Raw genomic sequence first — 12,966 nt, forward strand, 5'->3', positions numbered from 1 at the left:
ACGATCCCGTCCTCAACGTAACCCACGAGCTTGAGGACGGGCAGGTCAATCCATGGTGTCTAACCCGACCTACATCGGACGCCGGTCACCGTTGAACGCTCGGGCTGCGTTCCGCGAAGACAACAGTCCGCAGATCGACGCCGATGCAGTTGTGCTTTCGCGATGTAGCGGATTCGAGGCGCTACCCTGCGCTGAGTCGAACACAGCTTGTGGCTTGAATGATGCATTCGGGAACGAAGCACATAAAGCCCTCCGCGCCATGACCAAACGCATGCCCCGAAACCTAACCGCATCTGTGTCATCTGCGAAATCTGCGGATCAATGCCTCAAGGCGTCAGCACGGCGCCCCGAAGCCATTTGCGCCTTTGGCGTTCATTAGCGGACTAAAAACGCCAACACAGCCTGTCGGCCGAATCCGATGAGCGAGCCGGAAATCCGACGGCGCTGATCTAAAGATACGGCGAGAACAGCCAGAAGAACGAGTCGCGCAGGCGCGTCGGCAGGCTACGAGCCGCAAAGTCTTCGCGGGTATAAGGTTGGCTGCGGCCGATGGTGCTCACAACGTACGCGGCGAGCGTGGATACGGTCTCGACGTGGAACAGCTCCACGGCCAGCTCGAAGTTCAGACGCAGGCTGCGCGGGTCGATGTTCGGCGAGCCGATCAGGGCATAGTCGTGGTCGATGATGAACAGCTTGGTATGCGCGAACGGCCGCGGCTGGAAGTACACGTTGACGCCGCGCGTGACCAGTTCCCCGAGATCATGACGCGCCGCCCAGGCTACCGGCGGCAGATTGTTGCTCTCGGGCAGGACGATCGACACCTCGACACCGCGCAGCGCCGCGGCCTGTAGCGCCCCCACCAGCGCCGGGCCGGGCAGGAAGTACGGCGTGACGATGAGAATACGTTCGTAGGCGCTCGACACCGCGGTCACCAGGAGCGTGCTCAGGCGTTCGATGTCGTGGGTCGGGCCGTTCTCGATCGTGCGACAGGCCGCATGCCCGAGTGCCGGCAGTTCGCGCGCGCTGATCGCACTCTGCTGGCCGGTAGCAAACGCCCAGTCGGAGAGAAACACGGCTTCAATCTGGCGCACGATCGGCCCGGCCAACCGGAAATGCATATCCGCCACGCCCGAGTTGGCGGAGACGAAATGCCGATCGCCGATGTTCATGCCACCGGTAAAGGCGATCCCACCGTCGGTGACCAGAATCTTGCGATGGTTACGCAGATTGAGCCGTAACGCCGGCGGCCAAAGCCGAGGCGGCAGAAAACGCGCTACCGTCACGCCGGCCGCCTCGAGCTCGCCGACCGGACGCTTGCCCGGCCATGCATACCACTCGCCCACGCCGTCGATCAGCACGCGGACATCCACGCCGCGGTCCGCCGCACGGGACAGCGCGGCAATGAAGCGTTGCCCAACCCGATTGGTTTCGAAGATGTAGGTGGTCAGATAAACGAATTCGGTGGCTGCCTCGATCGCCTCGACCATCGGCGGATAGGCCTTGTCGCCGTTGTTGAGCACGTCCACGCGATTACCCGCCACCACCGGCCAGGCCGATAGCCGATCCCCGGCGGCGGCCAATCCCAGCCGTCGATGACCGATGAAGGCACGATAGTCGCAGAGCTCCGCGTCAGCCCCGGTGCGATGCGCGCCCAGACCGTGGCGCGAGGCCCGATCCAGCCGCCGGGCCCGGATACGCACACGATTGACGCCGAACATGTAGTACAGCAACGGGCCGAGCGGCGGGAACAGCAGAGAAATACCGATCCAGCCAAAGGCGCTGCTCGGCGTCTCGCGCGTGAGCAGGGCATGCACGGCCGCCGCAATGGCGCTGCCGGCCACGATTGCGATGGGCAACCAGAATTCGATAAGGCCGAGCACCGCTTCGGCCGACATCATCGTGTTCGCCCCCGCGAACCGCCGGCTCTATGCGTCCCTGTGGATTGCCGGCTCGTCATGCCCGTTACCCGTGTCCGTGACCTCGCCACGCCTGACCGCGGCTGCTGGCGTCGATCTTAGGGGGTCCATGCCGCACATGCATCCGTCGAAGCCCGGGGGCAAGCAACGACGGGGCGCGATGCCGCTCCCGATAGACGGATTGCGCCGCCGATAGCATGACCGCGAGCGCCGAGACTCAGCCTTCGAGGCGCGGAATCGCGGCCAGCAAGTCGCGGGTATACTCGGCCTCGGGCGCGTTGAACACCTTATCGATCGAGCCGTGTTCGACCAGATCGCCAGCGCGCATGACCAGCGCCCGGCTGCACTGGCCGGCCACCACGCCAAGGTCATGGGTGATCAGCAATAGCGCCGTGTTGGTGCGCTCGCGCAGCTCGGCGATCACGTCGAGAATCTCATCCTGCACGGTCACGTCGAGCGCGGTGGTCGGCTCGTCGGCAATCAGCAGCTCCGGCTCGCAGGACAGGGCCATGGCGATCATCACGCGCTGACGCATGCCGCCCGAGAACTGATGCGGGTAGTACTTGATCCGGCGTGCGGCCTCGGGAATACGCACGGCCTCCATCATCTCGATGGCCGCCTTCATTGCCTCGCGTCGGCCCATGCCGCGATGCGTTCGCAGCAGCTCGATCATCTGTGTGGAGATCTTCAAGTGCGGATTGAGCGCAGTCATCGGGTCCTGAAAGATCATGGCGATGCGCGCCCCGCGCACCCGGCGCAACACGCGAGGTTTCGCGCCGACGAGCTCGATCGAAGGCTCGCCGGCTTGGGCCGATGCCAGTTTCGCCGAGCCGGACACGCGGGCGTTGCCCGCCAATAGGCCCATCAGCGCGAGCACGCTCTGGCTCTTGCCCGAGCCGGATTCGCCGACAATGCCCACAGCTTCGCCGCGATCGATGGAGAACGACAGATCGTGGACCGCGTCGACCCGGCCGGCATGGGTCTCGAAATCGATCTTCAGGTTCTGGACGTCAAGCAGCATGATCGCCCCTACCGGTCGTTCGGATCGAGGGCATCACGCAGCCCGTCGCCGATGAAGTTGAAACAGAACAGCGTCACGGCCAGGAAGATCGACGGAATGACCAACAGCCACGGCGCACGTCCCATTTCGCCCACGCCGTCGTTGATCAACGCGCCCCAGGACGTCATCGGTTCCTGCACGCCGAGGCCGAGGAAGCTCAGGAACGATTCGAACAGGATCACCTGGGGAATCGTAAGCGTGACGTAGACGACGATCAGCCCCAGCAGATTGGGCACGATATGGCGCACGATGATCGCGGTGCCCGAGGCCCCGGCCATGCGTGCCGCCTCGACGTAGGGTTGCTGCTTGATGGTCAGCGTCTGGCCGCGAACAATACGGGCCATGTCGAGCCAACTGACCGCGCCGATGGCGAGGAACATCAGAAACAGGCTCTGGCCGAAGAACACGACCATGAGAATCACCAGGAACATGAACGGCAGCGCGTAGAGAATATCCACGGTGCGCATCATGAACCCGTCGATCCGGCCGCCGATAAAGCCGGCCGTAGCGCCATAGGCCACGCCGATCAGCAGGCTGACGAAGGCCGTGACGATGCCGACCATCAACGAGATCCGGCCGCCGACCATGGTCCGCACGAACAGATCCCGGCCGACGCTGTCGGTGCCGAAGATATGGCCGTGCGCCAGTGTTGGCGCCTGCCAGATCGCATCGTAGTCCTGGCTGTAATAGTTGTTCGGGGTGAGCCACGGGCCCACGATCACCATGAGCACGACCAGCCCGAGCACCGCGATCGAGGCGATCGCCGCCTTGTTGGCCGCGAGCCGGCGCATGGCATCGCGGCCCAGGCTGTTGCCTTTAACCGCCTTTTCCATGGCTTCCTGCTGGGTCGATTTCGCCATCAGTAGGTCACCCGCGGATCGAGCCAGCCATAGATCAAATCGACCACCAGGTTGAAGGCGATCACGATCAGCCCGTAGAACAGCGTGATGCCGAGCACGAGCGTGTAGTCGCGATTGAGCGCCCCGTTGACGAAGAACCGGCCAATGCCGGGCATGCCGAAAATTTCCTCGATGACCACCGAGCCGGTCAGAATCGCCGCGGCCGCCGGCCCAAGATAGGACACCACCGGCAGAATCGCCGCCGGCAGGATGTGCACGCCGTATACCCGTGCGGTCGACAGCCCCTTGGCGCGGGCGGTACGTACGAAATTCGAGCGCAGCACCTCGATCGTCGAGGCCCGCATGATGCGCAGGATGTAAGCCGTGAACATCGCCGCCAGGGTGATCACCGGCAGGATATAGCTCTGCCAACTATCGACGCCGCCGGCCGGCAGCCAATCGTTGTAGACCGCGGCCCAGAGGATGAGCAGCGGCGCGATCACGAAGCTCGGCATCGAAATACCGCCCAGCGCGATCGCCGAGCACAGATAATCGGTGATCCGGTTCTGGCGCACCGCCGCCAGCATACCGAGCGGCACGCCGAGGACGAGCGCGAGCAGCAGCGCAAAGCCGCCGATCGTCAGCGAGACCGGAAAGCCCTCGGCGATCAGGTCGTTCACCGTCGTGTCCTTGTACTGGTACGACGGGCCGAAATCGAAGTGGGCGATGTTGAGTAGATAGCGACCGTACTGCTCGTAGATCGGCTCATCCAGATGATATTTCGCCTCCAGATTCGCCTTGACCTCGGGCGGCATCTCGCGCGCCATAGAGAACGGGCTGCCGGGCGCGGCATGCACCAGGATGAACGACAGCGTGAGCAGGATGAACAACGTCGGAATCGCGCCCAGCAGACGCTTGATCGTATAGGCCAGCATCTACAACGCTCCCTGAAACAGACGGTTGGGCGAAAGAATCAGGCGACGCATCATGAGCCGCCACCCTTCTGCCCGGCCGGCACGATATTCAGATAGCGGGTGAGATACACATCCAGCGGATTGCCGACGAAACCCTTCACATAGGGCTTGATCAGGTGGTGATTCGTGACGAACCACAGCGGCACCACCGGATTCTGCTTGAGAATCAATGCCTCGGCCTTGTGCATCACGGCAGTGCGCTGCGGCCCGTTCGGCATGTGCTCGGAGGCGGACTGCAGCCGGTCGTACTCGGCGTTGTCCCAGCCCGGCTCGTTGTTGCCGGAATGCGAATTCAGGATCGACAGGAAGGTATTCGGATCCTGGTAATCGCCAATCCAGCCGGCAAAGAACAGCGTCGTATCGATATGTCGGTGCACGGTCGACAGATAGACCTTCCATTCCTGGTTCCAGGGAATGACGTCGGCCCCCAGCACCCGCCGCCACATGGCCGACGCCACGATCGCGATCTGCTTGTTCGACTCGCTGGACGGATACAACAGCTTGACCTTGAGCGGATGATCCTTGGAATAGCCGGCCTCGTGATAGAGCTTGCGCGCCATGGCCTCGCGCTTCTTGTCCGGCCAGTTCGTCCACGGATAGGTCACGCTGTCGTAACCGTGCATGTCGCCCGGGATGTACGAAAATCCCGGCGGCTGTCCGCCGCGCAGGATCTTCTGGACGATGATGCGTCGATCCAGCGCCATGGACAGCGCCATGCGCAGTTTCGGATTGTCCTTGAACGGCGGTCGCGTGACGTTGAAGCCGAAGTAATACAGCCCCAGACCGGGCACCGCATGCATCTGCTTCGGGATGTGCTTGTGGATCGCCTCGAGCTTGGAGCTCGGCGCGCTGTAGGTGAAATCCAGCGCGCCCGACTGGTAGCGCGACAGCTCTGAATTGCTGTCGCCGATCGGGGAGTAGACGACCCGATCGATCTTCGTGTCCTTGTTATCCCGATAATAGCGATTGCGCGTGAGCACGATCTTGTTGTTGACCTGCCAACTCTTGAGTACGTACGCGCCGTCGCTCACGGCATGGGCCGGCTGGGTAAATTGGTTACCCCATTGCTTCACCGCTGGCGGATACACCGGATAACTGCTCGGATGCGCCAGCGTCTGTAGAAAGAACGGCGTGCGGTCGTGCAGCTGGATCTTGAGTGTATGCGCATCGATGGCCGTCACGCCCAGTGTGCTCGGATCCTTCTTGCCGGACGTGATCGCCGAGGCATTCACGATCGGCGAATGGATATCGGCATACGGTGAAGCCGTGGCCGGCGCGACCGCCCGCCGCAGGCTGAACACGAAATCCTGGGCGGTCACCGGCTTGCCATTGGACCAGCGCGCATCGTGGCGCAGATGGAAGATATAGGTCTTGCCGTCGTCGCTGACGTCCCAGGATTTGGCGACGCCGGGAATGACGTCACCGGTCCGCGAATAGGTAACCAGCCCCTCGTACATGTCGTAGAGCACGTTGGCTGCCGGTACCCCCGAGGCCTGGGCCGGGTCCAGCGTCTGCGGCTCGGCACCATTGCCCTTGCGCAGGGTCTTGGTGCCGTCAGGACCGATATCGGGGCTGATGCGATTGGGGAATTTATGATCTTCGCCGCTGCCGCAACCCACTAGCCCGATACAGACCAGCAGCGCAACGCTGATAATGCGAAGTCGACGCATAGCACCCCTCATCAGGCTCCGGACACCGGGCAGCCTATACCAAACAAACGACGGCGGGCCGCGACCTCGACGAAGGGGCTAGGCTTCGTCCAGTCATGCACCGCAATACGGACTACGCGCTCTTAGCAAGTTTCGCGCCGGATTTCTTGAGGTGTACCAGCAACAACGAAATGGCAGCCGGCGTCATGCCCGGAATCCGCGCGGCCTGACCGATGGTCGCCGGACGCACCTCGGACAGCTTGCCGGTCAGTTCGTTGGACAAGCCGGTGACCGCGGCGTAATCGATGTCGGCCGGCAATGGCGTGGCCTCGTGCGCCGCGGCGCGCTCGATTTCCTCGGCCTGGCGCGCGATATAGCCGGCGTACTTGGCCTGAATCTCGACCTGCTCGCCCACGGCCGCCGAGGCCTCGGCCGACAACGCGCCGGTGTTCGCCGGCCCGATCATCGCCAGCCCGGCCAGATCGGCATGCCCGATCCCGGGGCGCTTGAGCAGATCGGCCGCGGGCGTGGCTTCCTTCAATGCACTGCCGAGTAGCGCCGCCCCCTGGTCCTCGCCGAGGTCGTGCGGCTTGATCGTGATGGCGGCGAGCCGCGACTGCTCGGCGACGATCGCCTCGCGCTTGGCGGTGAACGCCGACCAGCGGGCATCGTCGACCACGCCGAGATCGCGCCCGACCGGCGTCAGCCGCTCATCGGCGTTGTCTTCGCGCAACAACAGCCGATGCTCGGCTCTGGAGGTGAACATGCGATACGGCTCGATCGTGCCGCGGGTGATCAGATCATCCACCAGCACGCCGATATAGGCTTCGTGCCGGCCCGGCCACCACGCGGGGTGGCCAGCAGCCGCGCGGGCCGCGTTGATACCGGCCAGCAGCCCCTGCGCGGCGGCTTCCTCGTAGCCGGTGGTGCCATTGATCTGGCCGGCGAAATACAGTCCGCCAATCGCTTTGGTTTCCAGGCTGTGGTTCAGGGCGCGTGGATCGAAGTAGTCGTATTCGATGGCATAGCCCGGGCGCGTGATGTGGGCGTTCTCGAAGCCCTCGATGGTGCGCACCAGCGCGAGCTGGGTCTCGAACGACAGACTGGTCGAAATCCCGTTGGGGTAGACCTCGGCCGCCGTCAGCCCCTCGGGCTCGATGAAGATCTGGTGCGAAGCCTTGTCGGCAAAGCGCACGATCTTGTCCTCGATCGACGGGCAATAACGCGGCCCGTTGGAATCGATCGCCCCGGAATAGATCGCCGACTCGTGCAGCCGCTCGCGGATGATCGCGTGCGTGCGCTCGTTGGTATAAGTGATGTGGCAGGGAATCTGGCGCGGATGCTCGGCGCGGGTGCCCATGAACGAAAACACCGGCGCCGGATCGTCGCCCGGCTGTTCGGCCAGCCGCGAATAATCGATCGACTTGGCATCGATACGCGGCGGCGTACCGGTCTTGAGCCGGCCGACCGGCAGGTCCAGCGCCCGCAGACGCTCGGCCAGTGCATTGGAGGGCGCATCGCCGGCCCGGCCGCCGCCGAAGCGCTTCTCGCCCACGTGGATCGTGCCGCCGAGGAAGGTGCCCACCGTCAACACCACCGTCGGCGCGTGGAACGCCAGTCCCATGGCCGTCATCACGCCGGCCACGTGTCCGTTGTTCACGATCAGGTCGGCCACCGACTGCTGGAACAGATGCAGGTTCGGCTGGTTTTCGACTATTTCGCGGACCGCGGCCTTGTACAAGGCGCGATCGGCTTGGGCCCGCGTGGCGCGCACGGCCGGGCCCTTGCGCGCATTGAGCCGCCGGAACTGAATGCCGCCACGGTCGGCCGCGCGCGCCATCACCCCACCGAGCGCATCGATTTCGCGTACGAGATGCCCCTTGCCGATGCCGCCGATGGCGGGATTGCAGGACATTTGCCCGATGGTTTCGATGTTGTCGGTCAGCAGCAGCGTGCGCGATCCGGCCCGGGCCGCTGCGGTCGCGGCCTCGGTGCCGGCGTGGCCGCCGCCGACCACGATGACGTCGAACTGAGTCTGGCTCTGAATCATGGCAATACGTGCCCGTTACGGGCCTGTTGTTCGTATGGGTCGGCAGGCGCGATGGCGCGCTGCACTACCGTCTCAAAGACGGTCGGCGAATCGTCGCCGGGGTTCATAAGACGCGAGATTATAACGCCTCGTTCAAGACCCCGAGACGAATCGGTCCGATTTTCAGCCATCCGCTCTGAACCGGCCGATAGGCGCGGCGCTCGCTGGCGTATCGTTCAATATTCTTTCCGCATTCCGCGGGTGGTTTACGCCCAAATACAACGATTATCCGGCCCGTACTCGCCGGGTAGCGCGACGCCCCATCAAAGCCCCTGGGCCGCAGCCTGCAGCTGCTCGACCAATGACCGCCATTGCGCCCGGTTGCGGCCGTTGATCGTCATCTGCCCGCCGTGCAACACCAGATGCAGGCGATATCGCTTGCCGTCGTCGACCGGCGCGATCAGATCGCGGGCCGTCAGCGTCTCAAGGCGCGCATCGATCGCGGGCCCGGGCCGGGCACGCTCGGCTGGCCCGAGCGTACGCTGAATCAGACGCCGCAGCACCGGCCGCGGGAACGATAATTGCAGCTGCGCATCCAGCTGCGACAACAGCCCCACCGCGCCCGTCGGTGGTTTGAAATCCTTCGGCGTATGAATACGCGCCTGAGCACGGATCGCCCCGTCACGGGTCGCCAGCTCGAACCGGCCGATCCGGAGCCGCGAGCCCGGCGGGAACAGAGCGGGCACCACATCGCGATACAGCTCGGGCGCGTTCAAGGCGCCGCCCGACCAGCCGCCGAGCTGAGTCCAGCGGCTGGGCAGCGTCGCCCATGCGAGTGCGCGCATGCCATGCTGCCGGCCATCGACAATCAACGTGCCCTGGGTGTTATCCGGCAGCACCAGCTTGTCGATACGCAACGACACCGCGGTCGTATCCGGCGACGGGCGTCGAGTCGTCAGCTTCAACCCGGTGAATCGGGTGGCCTGCCCCCGGCCGTCATCCAGAGTGACCGAATCGGCACTCAATTGACGGTTGGCCAGGTCGCCATTGGCGGCGGGGCGGGCCTGAAAATGCACGTGGCGCCAGCCCAGATGGCCGGCGGATTGGCGAACCAGCGAAAACGATGGCCAATCCAGGTCGAGCCCCTCGATACGACGCCCCATGATGCCGGATTCCAGATCACCCGAGACGGTCGCGGTCTCGACGTGGGCCACCGGCTTCTGGCGGGCGACGTCGAACGTGGCCCCGGCGAGCGAGAGGTTCGCCTGCCCCCGGCTGTCCCAGCGAATACGCGACGTGATCGTCAACGGGCCGGGCGCTGGCGAAAAGACATAGCGCGGCCAGAGCGAGGTCAAATCGGCCCGGGTCTTCACCACGGCCCATACCGGCACCAGCGACACCGGCTCGGCGCCCCAGGCCAACGGGCCGTGATCGATGCGGCTGTGGAGCGTCATCACCGGGCACGGTTTCGTGTGGCACAACGGCCCGATCGGCCGTAGCACGACGGTCGCATGCGAGACGAACCAGCCGCGATGGAAATCGCGCCGTACGACCTGAAGATAACCCGGCACCGCGAGATGGGCCACAGCGTGGTCGAAACGCCCGGCCAGCAGCCAGCCCACGCCGTAGGGGGCCCCCACACCGAGCAGCGCCAGCACCGCCGCGCCCCAGAGCAGCGTCTTGATCAACAACCGCATACCCAGCCTCCGCCTGCGGCCACACCCGCGTGCGCCGCCTGTCGCTGTCCCAGCCGTGAGCTGCCGTTGATCATGACCTTCATATTAGGGACTGTTGCCGTTTCGTGCGCGCGCCGCGTTGGAGACCGCAAATCGTGTCCGGCAAGGCGCGAGTCGCCGCGTCGTGGCGTGCCACGACCCAGACTCGCAACGCCGAAGGGCGCGATTTGCGGCCCAACCCTTCGGGACAAGCGCTGTTTTGCGGCAATACAGCGTTATAGCTCTCTCGCGTAGGCCCACTACGCCGCGTTCGCTACGCCTCGTCTTGCCGCAAAACAGCACTTGGCGCGGACGCGCACGAAACGGCAACAGTCCCTGGAGCCTATTCCAATAGGACGGCGTGGACTGCGGCGCCCGGTGAACCGAGCCGGCCGGTCTGGTATGTATTTTGGTTCTATTGAGCGTAGACCCGCACCTTCACACCCTTGCACCAAACTGGAGCATCGCCCCTTGGCCACGCACCACCCGCATGCTCGAGTTCAGAACAGGTTGATGCCATGACCGACCGTGTCCGAGGCGCCACGCCCGATGAAGCCAAACGGGAACTCTTCATCGAATGGCTCGCGCCGCTCTACGGCGACGGCGCCGCTCGCGACTGCATCGAGGCGATGACCGAATCGGCCCGCCGCCACGGCCTGCCGCGCGACACCGGCCTGGTGGTCGATCAATCGTTGAACCTGATGATCACCTACCCCGACATCGTCCAGCGACCGGGCGAAGCGCCCCTGGCCACGCTGCGCGATTTCATTGCCCAGAACATCGGCGATGCCATCACCGCCGTGCATATCCTGCCGTTCTTTCCGCACAGTTCGGACGAAGGCTTTTCGGTGATGAACTATCGCGAGGTCAATCCCGAATTCGGCGACTGGGGCGACATTGCCGCGCTCGCCGAGGACAAGCCGCTGATGTTCGATCTCGTGCTCAACCATGCTTCGCGCAAGGGCGTTTGGTTCGCCCACTACCTCGCCGATGCCGACCCGGGCCGCGATTACTTCATCGAAGTGGACCCGAGCGCGGACCTGCGCTCGGTGGTCCGGCCGCGGGCGACCCCGCTGCTGGCCGAGGTGGTCACGGCCCGGGGGACGAAACATCTCTGGGCGACTTTCTCGGACGACCAGATAGACCTCGACTTCGCCAATCCACAGGTACTGAACGAATTCGTCGACATCATCTTCGAATATGTCGCCCGCGGCGCACGCCTGCTGCGCCTCGACGCCGTGGCCTTCCTGTGGAAGGAGGTCGGCACCCCCTGCATCCATCTGTGGCAGACCCATCGGGTGATCAAGTTCTTCCGCGCGGTCCTCGAGTATTACGCGCCGGGGCTGCAGCTGATCACCGAAACCAACGTCCCGCACGCCGAGAATATTTCCTATCTCACCGATGGCGATGAAGCCCACGTCGCCTATCAGTTCGTGCTGCCGCCGCTGGCCGCTTATACCCTGCTCACCGGCGAGGCCACGCGCCTGACGGAATGGGCCTCGAGCCTGCCGCCGCTGCCGCCCGGGTGTCATTTTCTCAATTTCACCGCCAGTCACGACGGCATCGGCCTGCGCTCGGTGGAAACCATCCTGTCCGACGCCGAGCGCGATGTCCTGGTCGAGACCACGCGCGAACGCGGCGGCTTCGTCTCGACCCGCGCCATGTCGGATGGCAGCACGCGGCCCTACGAACTCAACATCACCTACTACGACCTGCTCGGCGCGCCCGCGGAACGCGACAGCACGACCCATATCGATCGATTCGTCGTCAGCCAGGCGATCGCCATGGCGCTGGCCGGCATACCGGCGCTGTATTTCCACAGCCTGGTCGGCACCCACAACGATCTGGAAGGCGTCGAGGCCTCCGGCCACAGCCGCTCCATCAACCGGCGCCGCTACGATCTCGGCGAGATCAACTATCAGCTCAGCATCGATTCGCCGCATGCCCGCGTGCTGGCGCGCCTCAAGCGGCTGCTGGTAGTCCGCGCTCGCCAGCCCGCGTTCCACCCCGACGCGGCCCAGTCGATCGTCGACCTGGGCCCGTCTTTGTTCGCCGTGCAGCGCACCACGCGCGATCAGACCCTCCTCGCCCTGCACAACGTCACCGACAAACCGGTGAAAGTGCCGGGCCACATGCTTCCGGAAGCGCGTGTACGCCGCAACGTAACGGCCGGCACCCAGATCAGCGGCGCCCAGCGCACGATCTCTCTGGCGCCTTATGAAATCGCCTGGATCAGCGACTGAACGCCGCGCGGCCGATCAACGAAACAGATAGGCCGCGATGAATCGTCGCTGCGGCCGATCGGGCTGACCGAGCCAGATGATCTTCGAGGATTTCGGGCCCATGGCCCGCTGGCCCTGATTGACCACGAGCGCGCCCACGGCCTGGTCGGACGACGGCGTCATCAGGCTCACCAGGCTCTCGCCGGAACAGTCGTGCGGCTTGCAGCCCGACAGCACGGCATAGTCGGCGCCTTCGATGGTGATGCGCGAAACCGGCGTCTCGGTGCCCATCGAACTCACCCAGCCGTGTTGTGCCTGGATCGGCGCCACCAGGTTGTCGTATTGCGTCTTGAGCGCTGGCTTGCTCTTGAGGAGCTGGCTCGGATAAAGCGCATCCGAACCGGAACCGGCGGCGAAAGCGGCCGGCATCGCAAGCACGGCTCCCACAAACAGACTGGCGGACACGAAACGGCGCATGGGCAACTCCTGATCGACACGATTCAATCCCGGGCTCAGTCGACGCCACGCCGCGATTCAACCGCGCGAGCGCCGGCTCGGCCCG

The 12,966-nt window shown here is 64.5% G+C and carries 9 protein-coding genes; 1 reads left to right on the forward strand and 8 read right to left on the reverse strand.

Translation table 11 applies throughout. The features are described from left to right. Positions 1–449: 449 nt before the first annotated feature. From C41B8_RS14990 to C41B8_RS15020, 7 genes are all read right to left on the reverse strand, one after another. On the reverse strand, positions 450–1,898 hold the full coding sequence (locus tag C41B8_RS14990; RefSeq protein ID WP_051883618.1) for a phospholipase D-like domain-containing protein: 1,449 nt from the start codon (positions 1,896–1,898) through the stop codon (positions 450–452). A 235-nt stretch (positions 1,899–2,133) separates the two neighbouring features. Continuing rightward, on the reverse strand, positions 2,134–2,937 hold the full coding sequence (locus C41B8_RS14995; protein ID WP_051883619.1) for an ABC transporter ATP-binding protein: 804 nt from the start codon (positions 2,935–2,937) through the stop codon (positions 2,134–2,136). A gap of 8 nt (positions 2,938–2,945) precedes the next feature. After that, entirely contained in the window at positions 2,946–3,836 is an 891-nt protein-coding gene (locus tag C41B8_RS15000) for an ABC transporter permease subunit (protein WP_037339985.1), read from the reverse strand. Further along, positions 3,836–4,750 carry an ABC transporter permease subunit gene (locus C41B8_RS15005; protein WP_037339988.1) on the reverse strand — a complete coding sequence of 305 codons (915 nt, stop codon included), beginning with the start codon at positions 4,748–4,750 and terminating at the stop codon, positions 3,836–3,838. The genes C41B8_RS15000 and C41B8_RS15005 overlap by 1 nt, the downstream gene beginning before the upstream one ends. 50 nt (positions 4,751–4,800) lie before the next feature. Next, on the reverse strand, positions 4,801–6,459 hold the full coding sequence (locus C41B8_RS15010) for a peptide ABC transporter substrate-binding protein (RefSeq protein WP_051883620.1): 1,659 nt from the start codon (positions 6,457–6,459) through the stop codon (positions 4,801–4,803). Between the two features lie 112 nt (positions 6,460–6,571). After that, entirely contained in the window at positions 6,572–8,485 is a 1,914-nt protein-coding gene (mnmG, locus tag C41B8_RS15015) for a tRNA uridine-5-carboxymethylaminomethyl(34) synthesis enzyme MnmG (RefSeq protein ID WP_415752841.1), read from the reverse strand. A gap of 305 nt (positions 8,486–8,790) precedes the next feature. Next, positions 8,791–10,164, reverse strand: coding sequence for a DUF945 family protein (locus C41B8_RS15020; protein WP_037339993.1), 1,374 nt, complete (start codon positions 10,162–10,164; stop codon positions 8,791–8,793). Positions 10,165–10,700: 536 nt separating this feature from the next. Here C41B8_RS15020 and C41B8_RS15025 point away from each other — a divergent pair. After that, positions 10,701–12,425 carry a sugar phosphorylase gene (locus C41B8_RS15025; protein WP_037339995.1) on the forward strand — a complete coding sequence of 575 codons (1,725 nt, stop codon included), beginning with the start codon at positions 10,701–10,703 and terminating at the stop codon, positions 12,423–12,425. A 15-nt stretch (positions 12,426–12,440) separates the two neighbouring features. Here the strand turns inward: C41B8_RS15025 and C41B8_RS15030 are convergent, their stop codons facing one another. Beyond that, entirely contained in the window at positions 12,441–12,881 is a 441-nt protein-coding gene (locus tag C41B8_RS15030; RefSeq protein ID WP_037339998.1) for an Ivy family c-type lysozyme inhibitor, read from the reverse strand. Positions 12,882–12,966 lie beyond the last annotated feature (85 nt).

Source organism: Salinisphaera hydrothermalis C41B8 (assembly GCF_000732535.1).
GTDB lineage: Bacteria > Pseudomonadota > Gammaproteobacteria > Nevskiales > Salinisphaeraceae > Salinisphaera > Salinisphaera hydrothermalis.

Coding starts and splice junctions, on each gene's coding strand:
- C41B8_RS15020 (WP_037339993.1), bottom strand. CDS start 10,164: ATGCGGTTGTTGATCAAGACGCTGCTCTGGGGCGCGGCGGTGCTGGCG.
- C41B8_RS15025 (WP_037339995.1), top strand. CDS start 10,701: ATGACCGACCGTGTCCGAGGCGCCACGCCCGATGAAGCCAAACGGGAA.
- C41B8_RS15005 (WP_037339988.1), bottom strand. CDS start 4,750: ATGCTGGCCTATACGATCAAGCGTCTGCTGGGCGCGATTCCGACGTTG.
- C41B8_RS14995 (WP_051883619.1), bottom strand. CDS start 2,937: ATGCTGCTTGACGTCCAGAACCTGAAGATCGATTTCGAGACCCATGCC.
- C41B8_RS15010 (WP_051883620.1), bottom strand. CDS start 6,459: ATGCGTCGACTTCGCATTATCAGCGTTGCGCTGCTGGTCTGTATCGGG.
- C41B8_RS14990 (WP_051883618.1), bottom strand. CDS start 1,898: ATGATGTCGGCCGAAGCGGTGCTCGGCCTTATCGAATTCTGGTTGCCC.
- C41B8_RS15000 (WP_037339985.1), bottom strand. CDS start 3,836: ATGGCGAAATCGACCCAGCAGGAAGCCATGGAAAAGGCGGTTAAAGGC.
- C41B8_RS15030 (WP_037339998.1), bottom strand. CDS start 12,881: ATGCGCCGTTTCGTGTCCGCCAGTCTGTTTGTGGGAGCCGTGCTTGCG.